At 45.0% G+C, this 23109-nt stretch carries 19 protein-coding genes; 13 read left to right on the top strand and 6 right to left on the bottom strand.

Features of this window, described 5'->3' with window-relative positions:
- The first annotated feature begins 12 nt into the window (after positions 1-12).
- From ABWT76_RS18535 to ABWT76_RS18525, 3 genes are all read left to right on the top strand, one after another.
- Positions 13-1113, top strand: a complete 1101-nt coding sequence (locus ABWT76_RS18535; RefSeq protein WP_190877935.1) for an ABC transporter substrate-binding protein — start codon at positions 13-15, stop codon at positions 1111-1113.
- Complete coding sequence (locus tag ABWT76_RS18530; protein ID WP_354634757.1) at positions 1110-1904, top strand: glycosyltransferase family 2 protein; 795 nt, start codon at positions 1110-1112, stop codon at positions 1902-1904. The genes ABWT76_RS18535 and ABWT76_RS18530 overlap by 4 nt, the downstream gene beginning before the upstream one ends.
- A gap of 157 nt (positions 1905-2061) precedes the next feature.
- The gene (locus tag ABWT76_RS18525) at positions 2062-3123 is read left to right on the top strand and encodes a glycosyltransferase family 4 protein (RefSeq protein ID WP_354634756.1); all 1062 of its coding nucleotides are present in this window, start codon (positions 2062-2064) and stop codon (positions 3121-3123) included.
- 81 nt (positions 3124-3204) lie between these two features.
- Here the strand turns inward: ABWT76_RS18525 and ABWT76_RS18520 are convergent, their stop codons facing one another.
- Positions 3205-3957: an SDR family oxidoreductase gene (locus tag ABWT76_RS18520; protein WP_054466423.1), complete on the bottom strand. Its 753-nt coding sequence runs from the start codon at positions 3955-3957 to the stop codon at positions 3205-3207.
- 111 nt (positions 3958-4068) lie between these two features.
- On the opposite strand from ABWT76_RS18520, the gene folK reads away from it, so the two are divergent.
- Positions 4069-4644, top strand: coding sequence for a 2-amino-4-hydroxy-6-hydroxymethyldihydropteridine diphosphokinase (gene folK, locus ABWT76_RS18515; protein ID WP_082348863.1), 576 nt, complete (start codon positions 4069-4071; stop codon positions 4642-4644).
- Here the strand turns inward: folK and ABWT76_RS18510 are convergent.
- The gene (locus ABWT76_RS18510) at positions 4574-5005 is read right to left on the bottom strand and encodes an NUDIX domain-containing protein (RefSeq protein ID WP_054466424.1); all 432 of its coding nucleotides are present in this window, start codon (positions 5003-5005) and stop codon (positions 4574-4576) included. The two genes, folK and ABWT76_RS18510, sit on opposite strands and share 71 nt — an antisense overlap.
- 41 nt (positions 5006-5046) lie before the next feature.
- On the opposite strand from ABWT76_RS18510, the gene ABWT76_RS18505 reads away from it, so the two are divergent.
- From ABWT76_RS18505 to ABWT76_RS18490, 4 genes are all read left to right on the top strand, one after another.
- Positions 5047-5202: a hypothetical protein gene (locus ABWT76_RS18505; protein WP_156331724.1), complete on the top strand. Its 156-nt coding sequence runs from the start codon at positions 5047-5049 to the stop codon at positions 5200-5202.
- A gap of 272 nt (positions 5203-5474) precedes the next feature.
- Positions 5475-6521, top strand: a complete 1047-nt coding sequence (locus ABWT76_RS18500) for an ABC transporter substrate-binding protein (RefSeq protein ID WP_054466425.1) — start codon at positions 5475-5477, stop codon at positions 6519-6521.
- Between the two features lie 59 nt (positions 6522-6580).
- Positions 6581-7348 carry an ABC transporter ATP-binding protein gene (locus tag ABWT76_RS18495; RefSeq protein ID WP_054466426.1) on the top strand — a complete coding sequence of 256 codons (768 nt, stop codon included), beginning with the start codon at positions 6581-6583 and terminating at the stop codon, positions 7346-7348.
- Between the two features lie 32 nt (positions 7349-7380).
- The gene (locus tag ABWT76_RS18490; RefSeq protein ID WP_354634755.1) at positions 7381-8211 is read left to right on the top strand and encodes an ABC transporter permease; all 831 of its coding nucleotides are present in this window, start codon (positions 7381-7383) and stop codon (positions 8209-8211) included.
- A gap of 214 nt (positions 8212-8425) precedes the next feature.
- On the opposite strand, the gene ABWT76_RS18485 is transcribed toward ABWT76_RS18490, so the two are convergent.
- On the bottom strand, positions 8426-8551 hold the full coding sequence (locus ABWT76_RS18485; protein ID WP_255353191.1) for a hypothetical protein: 126 nt from the start codon (positions 8549-8551) through the stop codon (positions 8426-8428).
- Positions 8552-8636: 85 nt separating this feature from the next.
- Between ABWT76_RS18485 and ABWT76_RS18480 the strand changes: the two genes are divergently transcribed.
- Together ABWT76_RS18480 and ABWT76_RS18475 are read left to right on the top strand one after the other, a co-directional pair.
- The gene (locus ABWT76_RS18480; protein ID WP_054466447.1) at positions 8637-8873 is read left to right on the top strand and encodes a hypothetical protein; all 237 of its coding nucleotides are present in this window, start codon (positions 8637-8639) and stop codon (positions 8871-8873) included.
- Positions 8858-9220 carry a type II toxin-antitoxin system PemK/MazF family toxin gene (locus tag ABWT76_RS18475; protein WP_054466429.1) on the top strand — a complete coding sequence of 121 codons (363 nt, stop codon included), beginning with the start codon at positions 8858-8860 and terminating at the stop codon, positions 9218-9220. Before ABWT76_RS18480 ends, ABWT76_RS18475 begins: the two co-directional genes overlap by 16 nt.
- A 641-nt stretch (positions 9221-9861) precedes the next feature.
- On the opposite strand, the gene ABWT76_RS18470 is transcribed toward ABWT76_RS18475, so the two are convergent.
- Entirely contained in the window at positions 9862-10116 is a 255-nt protein-coding gene (locus tag ABWT76_RS18470) for a hypothetical protein (RefSeq protein WP_354634754.1), read from the bottom strand.
- A gap of 183 nt (positions 10117-10299) precedes the next feature.
- On the opposite strand from ABWT76_RS18470, the gene ABWT76_RS18465 reads away from it, so the two are divergent.
- Together ABWT76_RS18465 and ABWT76_RS18460 are read left to right on the top strand one after the other, a co-directional pair.
- Complete coding sequence (locus tag ABWT76_RS18465) at positions 10300-10833, top strand: hypothetical protein (protein WP_354634753.1); 534 nt, start codon at positions 10300-10302, stop codon at positions 10831-10833.
- A 96-nt stretch (positions 10834-10929) separates the two neighbouring features.
- Positions 10930-11214, top strand: a complete 285-nt coding sequence (locus ABWT76_RS18460; RefSeq protein ID WP_354634752.1) for a hypothetical protein — start codon at positions 10930-10932, stop codon at positions 11212-11214.
- A 146-nt stretch (positions 11215-11360) separates the two neighbouring features.
- On the opposite strand, the gene ABWT76_RS18455 is transcribed toward ABWT76_RS18460, so the two are convergent.
- The gene (locus ABWT76_RS18455; RefSeq protein WP_354634751.1) at positions 11361-18185 is read right to left on the bottom strand and encodes an Ig-like domain-containing protein; all 6825 of its coding nucleotides are present in this window, start codon (positions 18183-18185) and stop codon (positions 11361-11363) included.
- A gap of 1254 nt (positions 18186-19439) precedes the next feature.
- Between ABWT76_RS18455 and priA the strand changes: the two genes are divergently transcribed.
- Positions 19440-22073 carry a primosomal protein N' gene (gene priA / locus ABWT76_RS18450; protein WP_054469994.1) on the top strand — a complete coding sequence of 878 codons (2634 nt, stop codon included), beginning with the start codon at positions 19440-19442 and terminating at the stop codon, positions 22071-22073.
- A 165-nt stretch (positions 22074-22238) separates the two neighbouring features.
- Here the strand turns inward: priA and ABWT76_RS18445 are convergent, their stop codons facing one another.
- Positions 22239-22748: a hypothetical protein gene (locus ABWT76_RS18445; RefSeq protein ID WP_054469995.1), complete on the bottom strand. Its 510-nt coding sequence runs from the start codon at positions 22746-22748 to the stop codon at positions 22239-22241.
- Positions 22749-23109 lie beyond the last annotated feature (361 nt).

Genomic DNA, 23109 nt, shown 5'->3' with positions numbered 1-23109 from the left:
TAGGCCAAAGTTATGAATTCTCTAACCAATCATTTAATCAATCGCCGCACGTTACTGAAGTACGGTTCTATCTGCATGAGTAGTCTGATAGCTGCCTGTACTCAAAAGAGTCAACTGTCAGGGGGGAATTCTGGCAGCGATCGAGTGACATTAGCTACAGATTGGACCGCAGTTGCAGAACACGGTGGATTTTATCAAGCTTTGGCAACAGGAATTTACCAAAACCACGGTTTAGATGTCACGATTAGAATGGGTGGGCCTCAAGCAAATGGGACTCAATTACTGATGGGAGGTCTGATTGACTTTAATATGGGGAACCCGATTGACGCAATCAAGGCTGTAGCAGAAGGAATTCCTAAAATCACCGTCGCTGCTATTTTTCAGAAAGATCCCCAATGTTTAATCGCTCATCCTAACCCAGACATTAAAACCTTGGCAGACCTTAAGGGAAAACCTATTTATGTTTCTTCCGCAGCCAATGTCACCTACTGGCCTTTTTTAAAAGCTAAATATGGTTTTACCGATGACCAAAAACGGCCTTATAACTTTAATCCAGTTCCTTTTATCGTGGATAAAAATTCAGCCCAACAAGGTTATATTACCCATGAACCATTAATGATTGAAAAACAGGGGGGATTTAAGCCTTTAGTCTTTTTGTTAGCAGATTATGGTTACTTATCCTATGCTGCTACCATTGAAACCAGAAAAGAACTGGTAGAAAAAAATCCCGATCTAGTCCAACGATTTGTTGATGCGTCTATTCAGGGGTGGTACAGCTATTTACAGAATCCAGATCCGGGTAATAGTCTGATTAAAAAGGAGAATCCAAAAATCACAGATGAAGAACTAGCTTACGGATTAGCAAAGTTCAAAGAGTATGAGATGATTCTTTCGTCAGAGGCTCAAAAGCAAGGGATCGGGACTATGAGTAAGGATCGCTGGAAATTATTGTTTGAAAGTATGGCAGAACTGGGAATTTATGCACGGAATTTGAATTATCAAGATGCGTTTACAGTGCAATTTGTCAATAAGGGAGTGGATTACTATTTAGCAGAGTCTAGTCCCAATTTAATCAGCCAAAAAAACGGGAAAAATCAGCAGCATATCAATTGACTAAAGTATATATTTACTTATATATTTACTTATATATTTACTTATTTACTATGTGCAACGGTGTTGCCCCCTTAGTTAGTATTCTGATTCCAGCCTACCAAGCCGAAAACACGATCGCTGAAACTGTCAAAAGCCTCCTAAACCAGACTTATACAAACTGGGAAGCAGCGATCGGTTCGGACGACGGGGTAGACTATTTATCCGTGCTATCTCGCCACGGCATTGAAGACGGGCGATTGAAACAATCTTACACGGGGGGCTGTGGTAGTGGAGAAGCCCCCGCCCGCAATGCGGCAATGGCCATTTCTACTGGCGAGGTCATCGCCAACCTCGATGCTGACGATGCTTTCCAACCCAACCGTCTGGCAGAACTGCTTCCCCTGGCGATGGAATACGGTGCGGCGATCGACAATACGGGCGTATATAACACAGACTTGATGCTGTATAAGCGTCCCTTCGGCGATCGCACCACCGTTACCTTTGCCACAGCGGATGATATTCTCAAGCCCCGTGTCCCATTCTTCCCCGTCTTCCGTCGGGAATTTTTTGGTCGGGGTTGGACAAAAGTCCCCTTTGCTGCCGATGTCCTGTTCAATCTCGAACTATTAAGCCGAGTAGGGAAAATAGCCATTCACCCTCAGCCCCTTTATCGCTACTACAAGCGAGACAACTCCATCACTCAGTCCGCCAACGCCTTTGAAACCGCCGAACGCTCCTATCAACAAATCCTCGCCTTATTAGAAGAAGGAAAACTCGATCTCACCCCAGAAATTCGGCAAGTAGCCTACTAAGAATTTTCTCAAAACTTACTCCTCAATCGACTCTTTCGCCGGTATATGGAATCCGGACGATGCCAAAATCTAGAACAATTCCTCGACCAGACCGAAAATGGTCATGCGGATTGGTTAAAACCCGAATTAGAATCAGTTACCCCTTAGATTTTTGAAGATGAAATTACTTTTTGTCTCTAGTCCTGTCAGTTCCTTAAACTCCGGTCGTCTGGGAGGAGTCGCCCTAAATCTCAAGACCATCGCCACAGAAATGATCCAACGAGGACATCAAATCCAAATCGTTGCCCCTACAGACTCCACCGTAGCATCTCTACCCGTCAAAGAAATTCCTGGAGAACTGCAACCCTTAATCCCCGAACCCACCTATAACGACCCCGTAATTATTCCCCATAACTCAGTTTTGGCCAATATGTGGCATTATGCCCATCAAGTCCAGGCTGATTATGACCTAATTATTGATTTTGGTTACGAATGGTTGCCCTTTTACTTATCACCCTTCTTTAAATGCCCCGTTCTTCACTATGTCTGTATCGGTTCCTGGACTGGTGTGATGGATCGGGCGATTGAAAGGGTAGCACACCTCTGTCCAGGAACTCTGGGGGCCCATACCAAAGCTCAAGCTGCTACCTACTCAGTCGCCGAATCCTTTAGAATTTTAGGGGGTGCTATTGACCTAACTCAATATCAATTTTGCCCAGAACCTGGAAATGGTTTAGCTTGGGCAGGGCGAATATCAGCAGAAAAGGGACTCGAAGATGCAGTTGCTGCTGCTCAAAAAACTGGTATTCATCTACAAGTATTTGGCTATCTTCAAGATCCAGAATATTGGCAACAGATCTGCCGGGACTATCCCCAGGCTTCCATAGAGTATATGGGCTTTTTACCCACCAAAGAATTTCAAAGCGCATTAGGAAAATGTCAAGCTTTACTGATGACCCATAAGTGGGTAGAAGCTTTAGGTAGGGTAGCACTGGAAGCCCTTGCTTGCGGGGTTCCGGTGATTTCCTATCGTCGCGGTGGCTCCTCAGAAATTGTGGTAGATGGTCGAACGGGTTGGTTAGTAGAACCTGATAACCTAGATGAATTAATTGCAGCCATCAAGGGGATTAACCAAATCGATCGCCATATCTGTCGCCAACGGGCAGAGATGGAATATTCTTTATCAATCTTTGGAGATAGATTAGAGCAATGGTTTCAAGATGTTTTGCCACAGAAATAACCGAAACATCCCTATAAATCTAGCTCTTGTCGTCGAATTTTACAGGCAAAATCAATATGTTTAAACCTAATTTATGGTAATTTAGGCAAGAGGTCTAATATATTCACCCCCATCCAGAGTGATTGTGCTACCCGTCAAAAAATCTTGTTCGAGTAAAAACAGCACGCTATCTGTCACAACCTTAGTATTACCAGGAATTTTTAATGGAATATGCTGCTGTGCATAATCTTCCATAAACTTTTTAGGGTCTGGGGCCATCGGGTCTTCAAGAATTTGTCCGAGTGCGACAGCATTTACGGTAATCCGGGGAGCTAATTCTAAAGCCATCATTTGTGTCATATCCCACAAGCCCCGTTTGGTCAAACGATAGGCAAAATGGTCTGTATTGGGGTGGGGAATGCGAGCATCATTAATATTGATGATTTTTCCTTGACTGTCTGGGGGAATTTGCTTGGCAAAGACTTGAGAAAGTTGAAATGGCGCACGCAGGTTAATCGCCAAAATTTTATCCCACAAAGCAACGTCAATCTGGTTAAATCTATCTTCTTCTGGGAAAATAGAAGCACTATTAATCAGGATATCAACTTGACCAAAGGCTTCAACAGCTTTGGGCATTACCATATCCGTGGCAGAGGGGTCTGCCAAATCTGCGGAGTAGGTAATTCCACGCCGTCCCAAGGATTCTACTTGGGCTTTAACTTCTGCTGCCGCATCCGCAGAGTTGCCGTAATGAATAAAGACGTCGCACCCAGCTTTAGCTAGAGCAATCACCAGCGCACGTCCTATCCGAATGCCACCCCCTGTAACCAGGGCGACTTTTCTATTTAAATCCATTGTCTTTTTTAGATGATGTCTATTAATCTACCAAACCAGAAAATGAGCTTTTTGACAAATCTCGATACAATAAAATTATGTGGTCAATTTAGCTGCTTTATTTTTGAGTTTATGGTTGATCACACTGAAAAATTGGACACAGAACCTATGCTTAGTGCGATCGCCCTTGGCAGCAACCTGGGTGACTCTCTAGTGATACTAGAATCCGCCCTGAAAAATCTTGATCAAACTCCTGGGATTACCGTTAAAGCCAAATCCAGTTGGTATCAAACCGCTCCCGTTGGGCCGCCACAACCGGATTATCTCAATGGTTGTGCTATTTTAGAAGTGCAGCTAACTCCAGAAGAATTGCTAGAAACTTTACTGGGAATTGAACGTCAGTTTGGGAGAGTTCGCCTAGAGCATTGGGGACCCCGAACTTTAGACTTAGATTTATTACTATTTGATCAATTAATTCTGGAAAGTCCAACGTTGCAGATCCCCCATCCCCGCATGACTCAGAGAGATTTTGTTTTGAGGCCATTAGCGGAAATTGCTCCGCATTGGATCGAACCCGTTTCCGGTATGGCGATCGCGCAACTTTTAGAGCAATTAAACTCTGCTGAAGGTAATCGATCTAATTCAGATATAACTGAGCAATATTTTGATGGAGATAGTCCTCAATTAAAATCCGAGTATAAGTATTAAGAGGATACTCCATTGCTTCTTGGGGAGTCACCCAAGCCCATGCTTCGATTTCTTCATTGGGAATAATCGTTTCCTGGGTCGAAAGTGCATAATAGTTCACCATGATAAAATGGGCTTCTTTAAAAAACTGTGGATCGAGAACCGCTTCTTGTAACAAGGCAAAGCGGACTTGGGTCAACTCTAGACCCACTTCCTCTTGGAATTCTCGAATCACAGCGTCAATCAGACTTTCCCCCCATTCTACTTTCCCTCCTGGGACTCCCCAGGTGCCGCGCCACTTCGTAGTTCTGACAATCAAAATTTGTCCGCGAGAATTCACGACGAGTGCGCCTACAGTCGTCAATGGAAAATGTTTTTGCATTGATGTTTTTACATTGATGATTTTGCAATTGTGGTTAGATTTTGACCGTTCACAACGGACATTCACCGAGCGATCGCGAATTAAGATTAAATTTAGTCATCGGATTGTACTCAGAAGAATTAAAATTCCGAAATCCTCATCAATCAATCCTAATCAAGAGTTTTGCTGATGATTGGTCGAGGCGATCGCCCCGGTAATTCTTCAAGATACATAAGATATTTAACTATACAATTCAACGGGGGATCGCCAAAAATTAACATATCTTTACATTAACCTAAATATACTAAATATATATGCTTCATATATGGTTCTGAACCCTCTGAGCAAACACTAATTACCTGAATCAGGGAATTTAATTATGAGCAAGCCATGAAATTACCGAGTTGGCTATTGCCAAAACGACCCTAAACCATTAACAATAGTTATAGTTGTATAAATCCGTGAAAACTTATGGGAGCCAAGCCCCACTATGAACAAATCGTATCCAATCAAACGTCGCCAATTCATAAAACTGAGTTCTTTAGCTTTAGGCAGTAGCCTTTTCACCGCTTGTACTCAGTCAAATTCTCCATCCTCCAGTTCAGAATCAACCGAAAAACTGGATAAAATTAAATTTCTGCTTTCTTGGAAAGCCGAAGCAGAATATGGCGGCTTTTATCAAGCATTAGCAACGGGAATTTATCGCCAACATGGACTAGATGTCACCATTCAACCGGGGAGTCCGCAAACTAATACAACCCAGTTGTTGATGGGAGGGGTGATTGATTTTACGATCGGAGGTGGTATTGATGCTATTAAAGCAGTACAAGAAGGGATTCCGAAAATAACAGTGGCGGCTATTTTTCAAAAAGAAATCCAAGTTCTTTTAACTCATCCCGGAGTCGGCAATGATTCTTTTGAGCAATTAAAAGGAAAACCAATTTATCTGACTATTGGCGCTTATTATTGGCAGATACTCAAAACTAAGTATGGGTTAAGTGATGACCAAAAACGCCCTTACAATTTTAATGTAAGCCCGTTCTTAGTGGATAAAAACTCCGCCCAACAAGGTCTTTTAACTTCTGAACCTTATACCATTGAAAAAGAAGGCGGATTTAAACCCAATATCTTACTTTTAGCCGATGCGGGATATAATCCTTATGCCTTTACCATAGAAACCACCAAAAAATTAGTCGAAACCAATCCAGATTTAGTGCAACGCTTTGTTGATGCCTCAATTAAAGGATGGTATAGTTATCTGGAAAATCCTCAACCCGCAAATGAACTGATTAAAAAAGATAACCCGGAAATGACCGACGATTTGATCGATTATGGACTCAATAAGTTAAAAGAATATGAGGTAATTATATCAGGAGATGCCAAAACTCTGGGCATTGGGGCGATGACCGACCAACGCTGGGAAAATTTATTTCAAAATTTAGTGGCGGTGGGTGTTTTTGATGCGAACACGGATTATAAACAGGCTTATACCCTCCAGTTTGTGAATAAGGGCGTGGATTATTATCAAAATTCCTAGGCCAATATACCCGATATATACTGGATATATACCCGATCTATAGAGTGAGTGAATCACCGATGAATTCTCAACCTTTAATTACCTTAAGTCAGGTGAATAAGTTATTCGACAATGGCACCGTCGCCCTGACTGACTTAAACCTGGCAATTAATGCCGGTGAATTTGTTAGTTTGGTAGGGCCTTCCGGTTGTGGAAAAAGTACCCTACTTCGGATTATTGCCGGACTGACTAATCACAGTTCAGGCACGATTCAATGGCATGATATTACTGCTCAAGAAAATCTCTCCTTTGTCTTCCAAGAACCGGCATTGATGCCTTGGGCTACGGTGCGGGAAAATGTCCGTTTACCCCTAAAATTAGCCAGAATCTCGAAAAATATTGCGGATCCGGCAATTAACAAATCCCTGCAATTGGTTGGGTTAGAAAAGTTTGCTAAATCTTATCCCCGTCAGCTTTCTGGAGGGATGAAAATGCGGGTATCCATTGCCAGAACTTTAGTGACCTCTCCCACGGTGTTACTTATGGATGAACCTTTTGGGGCTTTAGATGATATTACCCGGACTCAATTAAATGTGGAGTTACTTAATTTATGGAGTCAACAAAGTTGGACAATTATTTTTGTCACCCACAATATTTATGAAGCGGTCTATTTATCCAATCGGGTGGTGGTCATGGCACCCCGTCCCGGTCGAGTGGTGGCGGATATTGCGATCGCTCAACCCTATCCCCGTTCGGAAGAATTTCGTACTTCCGTTCTCTATTCCCAATATTGTCAGCAAGTAGCCCATGAATTATCTCAAGGAATGATGGGTCAAGAGTCGATTTGACGGTTATTTACAACAACTGTAGAAAGGATTGTATGAATTTGTTGAAAAAATTATTCCGGGAAAAAATCAGAGTTAAAGATTTACTATCTCTAGATATTATCGCCCCGATTGGAGTAGGAATTTTGATGATATTTACCTGGGAGTTTTTGGTAAATATTACTGGGATACCTCCCTATCTTCTACCCTCTCCCAGTCGAATTATCCAAACCTTAATTAGTGACTGGTTTCTTTTATTCCCCGCTTTGCTGATTACCATAAAAATTACTATAATAGCTTTTTTTTATGCAGCCGGTTTAGGGTTATTAATTTCCATGCTTATGGCTCAGAGCAAATGGATTGAAAAAAGCTTATATCCTTATGCGGTGATTCTGCAAACAATGCCGATCGCGGCGATCGCGCCTTTAATCATTATTTGGCTGAGAAACAATACCTTTGCTGCCTTGGTACTTTGTGCTTGGATCGTCGCCTTTTTTCCCATCATTTCTAATACCACTTTTGGTCTGAATAGCATCGATCCGAACTTGCGGGATCTGTTTCGTCTGTATAAAGCGAATCCCTGGCAAACGATGGTGTATTTAAGACTACCTAGTGCGTTACCCTATTTTTTATCCGCCTTACGGATTAGCGGTGGTTTATCATTAATTGGCGCCGTCGTCGCCGAATTTGTCGCCGGAACCGGAGGCACGAATTCGGGATTAGCTTATCAAATGCTCATCGCTAGTTATAATTTACAAATTCCTCGTATGTTTGCGGCTTTAGTGATGATTAGTGGGCTGGGAATCTTGATTTTTTTGATTTTGACCGCTTTCTCAAACTTACTTTTAGGAAAATGGCATGAAAGCTCGATTAAACGAACACCCTAAATTATAAGATATCTATAAAATATAAGTGATAAAATATTCGGGCGATCGCCGCCGTTTCTTTTCTTGGGGACTTAGAAACCGGGTTTTTTTTTGGTTCCACACTTAACTGTGATATCCACCACAGAAACCCGGTTTCTTTTGTTGGAAAAAAAGCGATTCCCGCAAAATAAGGCAAACGCACCAATACCCCATATATAGATTCGTTGCGTAAGTCCTATAGTAGATGGTGTAGTGGTGATGCTGCCAGTTCCCAGCCATACTTCCCGTCTGTTTGCAAAGCATCGCCATCTCTGGGATGGAGTTGATGCGATCGCATACGTCCGGGGGGAACGGGAGTCATAGCGCGATTAGAATACTTGGAGGGTGTTGCTGTTGCTTTAGACAGCGTGATTTTTATTTACGCTCTAGAGGATAGGATTTCAAAGGTGAAAGAATATACATTTAAACTGGATGATTCAATCGGTCAATTTGTTGAACAGTTCCAAGACTATGGTTTTCAAGATTCGAGGGAACTGGTTATGGCAGCGCTTAAAAGATTGCGCTCGGCTTTAGAATCCTCTAAATTAGAGGAATCAGCCACCCTCTATGCGGAAATCTATGAAGAGGAGCCAGAGTTACAAGCACTAACTGAAGCCGGGTTAGAAGAATGGCCGAAAGAATAAAGCTCAAGCGTGGGACAATTATTGATGTTAATTTCGACCCCACTAAAGGTTCAGAAACGGGAAAAATTAGACCTTGTATTGTGGTGACAAATAACACTTACAACGAGCGAGTTCCGGTGATTCAAGTTGTCCCAATTACCGCATGGAGCGACAAAAAAGCTAAAATTACAACAAATGTCGAGATTTTGCCTTCGTCAGGGAATGGATTGACTAAACAATCTATTGCCGATTGCTTGCAAACCCGCCCGATTGATTATCGCTCTCGCTTGGTGGCAATTCGAGGTGAACTGGAACCAGAACTTTTGCTAAAAATTGATAATGCTCTCCGAACCGTGTTTGCTTTGTAGAAAAAAGACGGCGTGCTTTTTGATCTAAATTCGATACAGGCGATCGCCCTCTCAAGTGACTTAGAAACCGGGTTTCTTTTTTGGTGACACAGCAGGGGCGACGAGCGCATTCGCCCCTAAATATTCATAAAAAAAACCCGGTTTCTTTGCTTGTGCCTAACGGCATAGAGAAAGCTTACCGCCCACTAATAGCGTCTCGCTCGATCTTTTATCGTAATAATGTCCGAAAACCGGCTTGAATAAAATGAATATCTGAGGTGACAGCATCAATTAAGTTTTGCTGTTCCATAACGATAAACGAAAGACAATCGACTAATCCCCATTTTTTGTCGGATCTGGACTCATATAAATTTAATCCTTGTTCAAAGAGTTGAGGCTTAATCCTTGTTCAAAGAGTTGAGGCGTGATATTTACAATTGAAATATTATCAGTTTTATAGCATTTTTGAATAAAAGCAGCCACTTTATGACGATCGTAGGTGCTGAGTGCATTACCAACTTCCATGAATATGGCTTCGGTGATCCAGACTTATTGTGCATTTTTGACCCGAGGGAGTAGTTGCATGGCTGGAGAATGATATTGGTCACGGGGATTAAGAATTGCTTGAATGAACACCGTGTCTAAAAAAAGTCTATCTTTGCTCATATTTTACGGTTTTTACTGTTTCGTTTGGGTGTACCATATAAATAATGATAGTGTTCGCTAGACCAATCTTCCGGTGCTTCATAAGTTCCAGCCATGTCTTCTAGCAAATCCCAAGCATTTTTATCCGTTGGTTCAGTCTGTTGTTCTTGAGAAATAATCTGGATTGTATAACGGGTATTGGGTTCTAGATTGAGGTGAGTTTCTGGATAAAACGCTGAACCATCGTAAGTGACTGTTACTTTTTCTAACATACTTGAGTTTCTGGTTGTGTGTTTCTTTATATTATACCACTCATTAGCTCGCCCATCTACCCCGATCGCCCCCTTAAGAAACCTTAGAAACCGGGTTTTTTTTCTGGTTCCACAGTAGGGGCGAATGCGCTCGTCGCCCCTACATATTCACAACTTGGGTCCCGGTTTCTTTTGTTGGGAGAAATGAGCGATCGCCCCCTTAAGAAACCTCAGAAACCGGGTTTTTTTTCTGGTTCCACAGTAGGGGCGACGAGCGCATTCGCCCCTACATATTCACAACTTGGGTCCCGGTTTCTTTTGTTGGGAGAAATGAGCGATCGCCCCCTTAAGAAACCTCAGAAACCGGGTTTTTTTTCTGGTTCCACAGTAGGGGCGACGAGCGCATTCGCCCCTACATATTCACAACTTAGGTCCCGGTTTCTTTTGTTGGGAGAAATGAGCGATCGCCCCCTTAAGAAACCTCAGAAACCGGGTTTCTTTTCTGATTCCACAGTAGGGGCGAATGCGCTCGTCGCCCCTACATATTCACAACTTGGGTCCCGGTTTCTTTTGTTGGGAGAAATGAGCGATCGCCCCCTTAAGAAACCTCAGAAACCGGGTTTCTTTTCTGATTCCACAGTAGGGGCGAATGCGCTCGTCGCCCCTACATATTCACAACTTGGGTCTCGGTTTCTTTTGTTCGGAGAAATGAGCGATCGCCCCCTTAAGAAACCTTAGAAACCGGGTTTTTTTTCTGGTTCCACAGTAGGGGCGAATGCGCTCGTCGCCCCTACATATTCACAACTTGGGTCCCGGTTTCTTTTGTTGGGAGAAATGAGCGATCGCCCCCTTAAGAAACCTCAGAAACCGGGTTTCTTTTCTGATTCCACAGTAGGGGCGAATGCGCTCGTCGCCCCTACATATTCACAACTTGGGTCCCGGTTTCTTTTGTTGGGAGAAATGAGCGATCGCCCCCTTAAGAAACCTCAGAAACCGGGTTTCTTTTCTGATTCCACAGTAGGGGCGAATGCGCTCGTCGCCCCTACATATTCACCACAGAAACCCGGTTTCTTTGCTTGGGGACTAAGAAACCGGGTTTCTTTCTTGGTTCCACAGTAGGGGCGAATGCGCTCGTCGCCCCTACATATTCACCACAGAAACCCGGTTTCTTTGCTTGGGGACTAAGAAACCGGGTTTCTTTTTCGCCACCCACAGATAGCTGTAATTTTCACAGAAGAAACCCGGTTTCTGGGTTATCTGGAAGGTTAGATAAAGAAATTGCCCGGTGTAATGCTGCCCAAACCCGGTAACGTCCCAGTATATCCGGTTAAGTTAATAACTAAATCGTTACCAGATTGAAAACCAGCAGTAGCATCATTCACCACTAGGTAAGTACCAGCAATCGCGGCATTTGTCGCCACAACCAAAGCAGCACTATTAAGTCCGAGAGCTTGGTTGCCAGCAGACGCCCCATTAGCATCAGTAAAGACTTGAGTGACAACAGTGGCTAAGGTGGTGGCAGCATTATTAGCAGCACGGCTAAAGCTGGTGGGGGCATTCATCGCCGCTCCCGCTTGGGTGAGGAGGTCAATCTTATCGCTACCAATGGCAAAGTCGGTAATGCGATCGCACGCTGCTACTGTGGATTGACCAAACTGGAACACAAAGGTATCCGCACCCGTACTACCAGTTAAAATATCTCGGCCCGCAGCACCATTGAGGATGTCGTTGCCCGCACCACCATTGAGGGTATTATTCGCCGCATTGCCGGTAATGGTGTTATTAAGAGTATTACCCGTACCGTTAATTGCTGCCGTTCCCGTCAAAGTGAGGTTTTCTACATTCGCTCCCAGGGTATAGGTGACAGAAGATTGCACCAAGTCGGTGCCTTGGGAAGCTAATTCAGTGACGATATCCCCAGCGTTATCGACAACATAGATATCATTGCCTAATCCGCCATTAAGAATATCAGCACCCGCACCACCATTGAGGGTATTATTCGCCGCATTGCCGGTAATGGTGTTATTCAGAGTATTACCCGTACCGTTAATTGCTGCCGTTCCCGTCAAAGTGAGGTTTTCTACATTCGCTCCCAGGGTATAGGTGACAGAAGATTGCACCAAGTCGGTGCCTTGGGAAGCTAATTCAGTGACGATATCCCCAGCGTTATCGACAACATAGATATCATTGCCTAATCCGCCATTAAGAATATCAGCACCCGCACCACCATTGAGGGTATTATTCGCCGCATTGCCGGTAATGGTGTTATTAAGAGTATTACCCGTACCGTTAATTGCTGCCGTTCCCGTCAAAGTGAGGTTTTCTACATTCGCTCCCAGGGTATAGGTGACAGAAGATTGCACCAAGTCGGTGCCTTGGGAAGCTAATTCAGTGACGATATCCCCAGCGTTATCGACAACATAGATATCATTGCCTAATCCGCCATTAAGAATATCAGCACCCGCACCACCATTGAGGGTATTATTCGCCGCATTGCCGGTAATGGTGTTATTCAGAGTATTACCCGTACCGTTAATTGCTGCCGTTCCCGTCAAAGTGAGGTTTTCTACATTCGCTCCCAGGGTATAGGTGACAGAAGATTGTACCAAGTCGGTGCCTTGGGAAGCTAATTCAGTGACGATATCCCCAGCGTTATCGACAACATAGATATCATTGCCTAATCCGCCATTAAGAATATCAGCACCCGCACCACCATTGAGGGTATTATTCGCCGCATTGCCGGTAATGGTGTTATTCAGAGTATTACCCGTACCGTTAATTGCTGCCGTTCCCGTCAAAGTGAGGTTTTCTACATTCGCTCCCAGGGTATAGGTGACAGAAGATTGTACCAAGTCGGTGCCTTGGGATGCTAATTCAGTGACAATATCCCCAGTATTATCGACAACATAGATATCATTACCCAATCCACCAACCAGGGTATCGACACCGGCACCACCATTGAGAGTATCGTTACCAGCCAATCCATTAATGATATCTGGATTAGCAGTGCCGATTAAGTTGTCAGCGCCAGCAGTGCCATTAATGGTGGAAGTTCCCTGAGTTTTGAAATTCCAAGTGCTACTACCAGTAATACCCGCATAATTATTACCCGCAATATCCTTAATCGCAGCGTTGGCAATTTCTACATAATAATCTGTGCCTTGTGCTAAGTCATTGGTTGGGTTAATTGTCAGTTGACTGCCACTAACGGTGACATTACTATTAGTAACCGCAATCGTTTCGACAACAGAATTATCCGAGACTTTCTTAATAACAAGATTGCCACTCCCTTTTTTAATCGCTTCACTGAAGTTAACCACTAAGTTAGCACCAACGGCAACTCCTGTGGCATTATCAACGGGGCTGAAACTGCTGGCTGTGGGTGCAGTTGAGTCAGCAGAGATAACTGTTCCTGTTCCTTGGAAGGTGTAACCAGGAGAAGCATTTTGACTACTAAAGTTAACCTTGGCACTACCTGTAGTAAAAGTGGGTAAGGCGGTGAAGTTGGCTTTGTATAAGGTCGTGGGTGCAGCCACATTCGGCCAATTCACACCATTTAGATTAAGCCAAGCCACATTAATCACTTTATCAGTGGAGGTATCGTTATCTTCATTCAGAGTGTCCGCATCTGGAGTGCCGATAGTCGGTGTTAAAGGACTTGACAATACCCCTGGATTGGCAAAATCGACAAAATTAAGCTTAGAAGAGTCATAGTGCAGTTTAAATCCGAAGGAGGATGGTAGGCTGCTGCTGTTATCCGATGTGGAATACTTGGCGTCAATTGAGACTGAACTACCCGGAGCTACATTCTGAGTGCTGGCACTAGCGGTAATATTTTGGGTAGCACTATTGGTAACTACGCTCTTACTAGATGCAGGAGTCGTGGGCAGATAGGTACTTAAGAATTGCTGAATTTCAGTTGCAGTAGTGCGAGTCGCACCAGTACCAATCGCTCCAGTAGTTAGGGTATTGCCAGTAAAGCCAAACAGATAGCGAGCAATTAAAATCCCGTCGGTGGCTCCCTGAGCAGAACCGTTGCCATCCACATCTAGCATCGTGGCTTGACCATTTTGCAAATAGTTCTGGATGTCTGTAGCAGTGGTGCGAGTCGCACCAGTACCAATCGCTCCAGTAGTTAGGGTATTACCCGTAAAGCCAAACAGATGGCGGGCAATTAAAATGCCGTCAGTGGCACCCTGGGCAGAACTATTGCCATCCGCATCTAAACTGACGGGGGGTGCTAGGGTCAAAACTGCCGATGTGGGTGAAAGGCTGTATCCAGGGGAGGTGTTATTACTGCTAAAGTTAACGTTTGTACCTGTATAGGTAGAGGACGTGGTGAAGTTGGCTTTGTATAGATTGGCGGGTAAAGTAGTATTCGGCCAATTCACACCGCTAATATTCAGCCAAGCTACATTAATCACTTTATCAGTGAGGGGGTCGTTATCTTCATTGGCGGTGTCCGCCTCTGGACTGCCGATGGTGGGTGCTATCGGACTGGATAAGGGATTGGTAAGGTTGACAAAGGTTAACTGGGAGGAGTCGTAGTGCAGCTTAAATCCAAAGGAGGATGTTAGACTGCTGTTGTTATCCGATGTGGAATAGTTGACATCGACTCCGACGGAGTTATTAGGTCTGAAGGCTTTAGTGGTTTGATTTCCGGCGGTAGCACTATCAAAGTCTGGGGTAATGGTCTGTAGTAGTCCGCCGACGGTTTTGAAATTCCAGGTGCTATTACCAGTAATACCCGCATAATTATTCCCCGCAATATCCTTAATCGCACCATTGGCAATTTCTACATAATAATCTGTACCTTGTGCTAAGTCATTGGTTGGGTTAATGGTAAGTTGACTGCCACTAACGGTGACATTACTGTTAGTAACCGCAATGGTTTCGACAACAGAATTATCCGAGACTTTCTTGATAACAATATTGCCACTACCTTTTTGAATCGCTTCACTGAAGTTGACCACTAAGTTAGCAGCAACGGCTACCCCTGTGGCATTATCGGCAGGAGTGAAACTATTAGCTGTAGGTGGGGTGGTGTCAGTGGGGGCGACGGTTTGGAAATTCCAGGTGCTATTACCAGTAATACCCGCATAATTATTCCCCGCAATATCCTTAATCGCAGCGTTGGCAATTTCTACATAATAATCTGTGCCTTGTGCTAAGTCATTGGTTGGGTTAATTGTCAGTTGACTGCCACTAACGGTGACATTACTGTTAGTAACCGCAATCGTTTCGACAACAGAATTATCCGAGACTTTCTTGATAACAATATTGCCACTACCTTTTTGAATCGCTTCACTGAAGTTAACCACTAAGTTAGCAGCAACGGCAACGCCTGTGGCATTATCGGCAGGAGTGAAACTGCTGGCTGTGGGTGGGGTGGTATCAGCAGGTGTGGCAGTGTTTTTGTACAGTTTGGAGATGAAGCTGCCTGAATTATAGGAACCCGTCAACAGGAAGTCCTGTTTGCCATCCCCGCTGTAGTCCGCCCAAGCTACGGAACTGTAGGAAACACCAGGAAGGGAAACAGAGGTATCTTCGCTGAACCCACTGCCCGTGTTTTTGTACAGTTTGGAGATGCGGCCTGAACTTGAGTAACCCGTCAACAGGAAGTCCTGTTTACCATCCCCGCTGTAGTCCGCCCAGGCTACGGAACTGCCCCCAACACCAGGAAGGGAAACAGTGGTATCTTCGCTGAACCCACTGCCCGTGTTTTTGTACAGTTTGGAGATGTAGCTGCCTGAACTTGACCAACCCGTCAACAGGAAGTCCTGTTTGCCGTCTCCGTTGTAGTCCGCCCAGGCTACGGAACTGTAGTAAACACCAGGAAGGGAAACAGAGGTATCTTCGCTGAACCCACTGCCCGTGTTTTTGTACAGTTTGGAGATGTAGCCTGAACTTGAGTAACCCGTCAACAGGAAGTCCTGTTTACCATCCCCGCTGTAGTCCGCCCAGGCTACGGAACTATAGCCAACACCAGGAAGGGAAACAGTGGTATCTTCGCTGAAGCCACTGCCCGTGTTTTTGTACAGTTTGGAGATGCCGCCTGAACTTGACCAACCCGTCAACAGGAAGTCCTGTTTACCGTCTCCGCTGTAGTCCGCCCAAGCTACGGAACCATAGGAAACACCAGGAAGGGAAATAGTGGTATCTTCGCTGAACCCACTGCCCGTGTTTTTGTACAGTTTGGAGATGTAGCCTGAACTTGAGTAACCCGTCAACAGGAAGTCCTGTTTACCGTCCCCATTGTAGTCCGCCCAAGCTACGGAACCATAGGAAACACCAGGAAGGGAAATAGTGGTATCTTCGCTGAACCCACTGCCCGTGTTTTTGTACAGTTTGGAGATGTAGCCTGAACTTGAGTAACCCGTCAACAGGAAGTCCTGTTTACCGTCCCCATTGTAGTCCGCCCAAGCTACGGAACTGACGTAAACACCAGGAAGGGAAATAGAAGTATCTTCGGTAAAAGAGCCTGAACTTTGGCTGGTGGTGGTAAAATTCCAAGTGCTATTACCAGTAATACCGGCATAATTATTCCCCGCAATATCCTTAATCGCACCGTTGGCAATTTCTACATAATAATCTGTACCTTGTGCTAAGTCATTGGTTGGGTTAATTGTCAGTTGACTGCCACTAACGGTGACATTACTGTTAGTAACCGCAATGGTTTCGACAACAGAATTATCCGAGACTTTCTTGATAACAATATTGCCACTACCTTTTTGAATCGCTTCACTGAAGTTAACCACTAAGTTAGCAGCAACGGCAACGCCTGTGGCATTATCGGCAGGAGTGAAACTGCTGGCTGTGGGTGGGGTGGTATCAGCAGGTGCTAAAGCGTTATAAATATTCAACCGCTTCCCTGAGACAGTTATGCCATTGAGGGCAGAAATCGAGTCCCCAGTTGACATGAGGCTATTCTTAACCTGCTGTGCTGTCCAAGTGGGATTTTGAGACCACAGCAAAGCCGCCGCCCCGGTGACATGGGGAGATGCCATTGATGTCCCACTAAGAGTCCCGTAGCTACTATTGGGAAGAGTGCTATAAATATCCGAACCAGGGGCTCCTAAATCTACAGTGGTGGCTCCGTAGTTAGAAAACCAGGACAATCCATCGGTGCGGGTGGTTGAGGCAACAGAGATAATATTAGATAGGTTGTAGCTGGCCGGGTAAGCAGGGGTTGTGTCTGTGTTTTGCGAACTATTACCCGCCGCCGCAATGAATAAAGCTCCCTGTTGTCCGGCAGTATTGATGGCATCGTAGAGAGCTTGACTATAGCCACCGCCTCCCCAAGAGTTATTAGTCAGTTTGACTCCCTTGGCTGTTGCATAGTTAATCGCTAGGATGGCATTGGATGTAGAGCCGGAACCACTATCATCTAAAAACTTAAGTGGCATGATTTTGGCATTCCAAGCCACCCCTGTCACCCCAATGCCGTTATTGCCTTTTCCGGCAATGGTTCCCGAAACGTGGGTTCCGTGTCCCTGCACATCCATCGGGTTATTGTCGTTATAGGCAAAGTCCCAACCCCGGACATCATCGATATATCCGTTATTGTCGTTATCAATGCCATCGCCTGCGATTTCCCCTGGATTTGTCCAGATATTCGCCGATAAGTCCGGGTGGTTGTAATCAACGCCGGTATCAATCACACCGATAACTAAGTTTTGGTTGCCCTTTTGAATATCCCACGCTTCGGGAGCGTCAATATCGGCATCGGCTGTACCCCCACTTTGACCGGTGTTATTGAGTCCCCAAAGTTGGGAATAGCCAGGATCGTTAGGAGTGGTGGCTTGGGGAGTAATTATGCTTAAGCTTTCTTCAGGATTTCTGGTTTTTGAGGTATCTTCCAGGGTGATGATATAGTCCGGCTCGATGTACTCGAAGCGGGGATCATTCTTATAAGTCGAGATGATTTGTTCTACGTTTCCGTCGGGAATCTGCCAAATGTCAATGCCAAGTTGTGACGCTGTGCTAACTTTTGTGACCCCGATTTGCGCCTGTAAGTTGCTAATCTCATTGGAATTAGCTCCGGGCTTTAGTTTTACTATGACACGATCTGACCGAAAATCTGGAGACATGATGATTGCACCATTCAATAAATAAAGATGGAAAAAGATGGGATTTTTCGGAAAAACTCTGATTCCGAAAGTCTGCTCAAAAGGGCTGGTGGTATAGGTCGTATCTTCAAGTTAAGGCATGGTTTAGCACCCCCTGAATTATGTAGAAACCGGGTTTTTCGTCGATGTTGGGTGGCGGAAATCGAGATTAGGGTTCGCCCCCGTGAAGATGGGGGTTGACCTTTGCTTGCCCGGTTTCTGCTTTCCAACCGTTCTCAAACCTGCTTAATTTCTACGATCGCCTATTTTTCAGGAAAGATCCAGATCACTTGCGGATCAGTAAATTTACGTAAGTAAATACCAGTAAAAACCCAAACCGATCTAAAACTGACCGTCAAGAGTGACGCCAAGAATTTGACTAAAAACCTAAATGTAGCGCTTAAATAATTTAAACCACTATATATAGGTTTAAAAATTGCTTTAATTGGATCAATTTGACCCGGATCCACTGAGCCGTTTTTTGCCAAATCTGAGCCGTTTTTTGCCAAATCTGAGCCGTCATCCGCTGCCCATTTTCAATTACTAACATTAATTAGCAAAAAAAAACAAGAAATAACATTATTTATTTTTTACAAAAAATAAATAATGTTATTTCTTGTTTTGCCAAAAAAATAAATATTTAAAATTATCTAATTAACATTTTTTACAATTTTAATTAACTACGAAAAAACCGAATTAAGGCTTAAGTTTTATTTCTTAATAAAAACCGGTTAAGATTTTATTTTTTGACCAAATTAATTAAATTTACTATCAATTAATTTGCTTAAAAAATTTTTTAATTTACTAATAAATATAATATTTATAATGTTTCTAATATTTCTAATCTGCCTAAATTTTCCAAAAATGTATCTAATTGGCATGAAAAGTCTAGATTTGATGACAATACCGTATTATCACGGACGGCAAGGGATGAGGCTACTGGTTAGTCGTTATTTAGGGAGAACGTTGGATTCCCGCTTTCGCGGGAATGACAGAGATTTGCGGGAATGACAGAGATTTGCGGGAATGACAGAGATTTGCGGGAATGACAGAAATAAGTGCGTTTATGAGAAACGCTATCTAACCAGCAACCAACAACCAACAACTAACAACCCCCCAACCTCCCCTTCAAAGGGGGGCAACAACCAATAAATAACCAATAACCAACAACCAACAAAAACAACACCCTGAATGTTATACATTTAGAGTGTTCAGCTACAGGGTTAATAGTCCGCGATGAATTACCAGACCAACACCTCAGAATTACCGTTACTTTCCTGGGGGGTGGCCGAACCTGGGGGTAGTTACGATTTCGGTAAAGTCCGTGAACACCCCAGCGCTCAACCGCAGTGGATTTCTGTGTTGGTCGATGCACCGGGAACGGAGGAAAAACTCTTTACTTATCGGATACCTCCCGATTTACCAGTGCAACCAGGAGATATTTTATCCGTGCCTTTTGGTCCACAGCAAATCGGCGCGATCGCGATTAAATTTCTGGACAAATTACCCGATGATTTAGCGGCGACTCAGGTAAAAAATGTCGAAGATGTGGTAGTCGCCAGTTTTTTTCCTCGGAGTTATTGGCAACTGCTGGAACGAGTAGCGGCTTATTACTATACTCCCTTAATCCAGGTAATTCGCACCGCTATGCCACCGGGACTTTTGGCGCGATCGCAACGCCGGATTAGACTCAACGGGGAAATTCCTCCGGGGGCTGATATTTTCCTCAGTGCAGCCGGTCGTCAAATCCTAAATTTACTGCAAACCGCCAAAACCGGAGACTATACTTGGCAGTATATCCGCCGTCAAGTACCCAAAGCTACATCGGGACTCAAAGAATTACTCAAACGGGGTTGGGTGGAAAGTTATCTAGAATCCCCTAAACCCCCTAGGGCGCAAATGCGTCAAGCGGTGACATTAATCGGAGAAGGTCTATCCCATGACCTCACCCCCAGGCAGCAAGAAGTAGTAGAAATTTTGCGGCGTCGGGGGGGTGAACTCTGGATGACCGAATTATTGCAAATTTGTCAAACCAGTTCCTCCCTAGTCAAAGTCTTGGAAGAAAAAGGCTATGTAGCTATTTCGCTTCAGGAACGGTTGCGCGTCCTGGCAGAACCAACCCAGAAACCCGACCAAGCCAAAACCTTGACCCGTTATCAAACTAAGGCATTAGAACTGATCAAATCTCTGCATGAATTTGCCCTGGTTTTATTGCATGGGGTCACGGGTTCCGGGAAAACCGAAGTCTATATGCAGGCGATCGCGCCTATTCTTGCCCAGGGAAAATCCGCCCTGGTACTCGTCCCAGAAATTGGCCTCACCCCACAACTCACAGACCGTTTCCGGGCGCGGTTTGGCGACCAAATCGCCATTTATCATAGCCAACTATCGGACGGCGAACGATACGATAGTTGGCGGGTTATGCTCACCGGCACCCCGCAAATCGTCATTGGCACCCGGTCGGCTATTTTTGCCCCCCTCCCCAACCTAGGGCTGATTATTCTCGATGAAGAATTCGACGACAGCTATAAACAAGACCAACCCGCCCCAAGTTATCATGCGCGTACCGTTGCCCAATGGCGGGCGGAATTGGTCAACTGTCCTCTAATCCTCGGTTCTGCCACTCCTTCTTTAGAAAGTTGGGTACAAGTCGCCGAAGCCCAAGAAACCGCCGCCATTCCCACTTATTACCTCTCCTTACCAGAACGCATTCACGGGCAAGCCATGCCCCCCATTGAAATAGTGGATATGCGCGAAGAATTGCGCCAAGGCAACCGGACAATTTTTAGTCAGTCTTTGCAAAAGGCTTTAAACGATCTGATCGAAACCAAGCAACAAGGGATTTTATTTATTCACCGTCGGGGACATAGCAGTTTTATCTCTTGTCGCAGTTGTGGCTATGTGATGGAATGTCCCCATTGTGATGTTTCCTTGGCCTATCATCACCCCCACGAAAACGCGGCGGAACTGTTGCGCTGTCACTATTGCGGCCATACTCAGCAGCCCTTGACCCGTTGCCCGGAATGTCATTCTCCTTATTTTAAGCATTTTGGCAGCGGCACCCAGAAAGTTGCCCAACATTTAGCGCAGCATTTTCCCCAGTTGCGGTTAATTCGCTTTGATAGCGATACTACGCGCACCAAAGGCGCCCACCGCGCCCTGATTTCTCGCTTTGCCCAAGGGGAAGCGGATCTATTAATTGGTACGCAAATGTTGACTAAGGGGTTGGACTTACCCCAAGTGACTTTGGTGGGGGTGGTGGCTGCGGATGGATTGCTGAATTTATCGGATTATCGGGCTTCGGAACGGGCTTTTCAGACTTTAACTCAGGTGGCGGGTCGGGCCGGTCGGGGTCGCGACCCTGGACGAGTGATTATTCAAACCTATACTCCAGACCATCCCGTGATTTCGGCGGTGCGATCGCATGACCTGGACGGATTTATTGCTAATGAACTGGCGGAACGGGCAGCCCTGAATTATCCCCCTTATGGTCGATTAATTTTACTCCGCATTTCTGGGGGCAATGAAGGAGAAGTGGCGGCGACTGCGGAACGTTTAGCCACAATATTAAGGAACGGTAAATCCCTAACAGAGGGCAAACCGTTGACCCCTACATTAGTTAACCGTGGAGAACCGATAGAACCCACCGCCGATGATTTATTTACCGATGATTTATTTACCAATGATTTTGAATTACTCGGCCCTGCCCCAGCGCCAATTATGCGAATCGGCGATCGCTATCGGTGGCAGATATTGCTCAAATTTGCCCCAGGAATTCCCGTGGACTTGCCCCCCTTGGAACAGTTGCGATCGCATTGCCCGAAATGGGTCAGTCTTAGCATTGATGTTGACCCCTTGTATTTGAGTTAATCACCACATTTGGGCGATCTCCAAAAAAAGACAAAAACGGCGGAGCAAGATCCGCAAACAATTAAGACCTCACATTCCGCCGTCTTGGAATAGAGACAGAATTTCTCACATCTCTATTGCCTTTCCCTTATGTATATATCTGTATAAGTTGCCTAGAAATGACTGCTAGTTTCCTGGAGTGGTGCTTTCAGTTCCGGTGCCTTCGGTAGTCGCCCCTGGAGTGGTGCTTTCAGTTCCGGTGCCTTCGGTAGTCGCCCCTGGAGTGGTGCCTTCAGTTCCGGTGCCGGGAGTGGAGGTGGCATCAGTGCCGGTGCCGGGAGTGGAGGTGGCATCAGTGCCGGTGCCGGGAGTGGAGGTGGCATCAGTACCCATGCTCGGAGTTGTAGTGGCATCAGTGCCGGTGCCGGGAGTGGAGGTAGCATCAGTGCCAGTTGCCCCTGGAGTGGTTGCCCCTGGAGTTGTAGTGGTATCAGTGCCCGTGCCACCTGGAGTGGTTGCCTCTGGAGTTGTGGTAGCATCAGGAGTGGTTGCCCCTGGAGTTGTGGTGGTATCAGCCGGTGCCGCTTCATTGGTATCCGTCGGGGCTGCACCTTCTTCCGGCTTAGAACAGCCAGCTAACAATCCTACGCTTAGGATACAAGCAGCAACAAGAGTTTTAAAGTATCTAGCTTTCATGGAACACTCCTCAAGAAAAATCAATCCACATCGATCGCTAAGAATAGCACATAAATTAATTTTGTCTATCCGTGTCTTTTACCTTTGCTTAACTATTTTTAGGATTGTGCTAACCCAAAGGAATTTTTTCCCTACAGCAGTATGGGTTCTGAGCGATCGCCTTTATGTATTTGCTAAGTGACAAAAAAGTTGCGAGAAAAAACCGGCTTTTTTTATCACATAAAATAACTGATTAATTATTAATTATTAATTATTGGTTATTGGTTATTGGTTGATTGTTGTTTGTTGATTGTTGTTTGTTGATTGTTGATTGAGGAGCTTCAGGAGTGGGGGAGCTTCAGGAGTGGGGGAGCGGGGGAGC

The organism is Planktothricoides raciborskii GIHE-MW2, assembly GCF_040564635.1.
Lineage (GTDB): Bacteria > Cyanobacteriota > Cyanobacteriia > Cyanobacteriales > Laspinemataceae > Planktothricoides > Planktothricoides raciborskii.
This window is presented reverse-complemented; position numbering and strand designations above follow the sequence as displayed.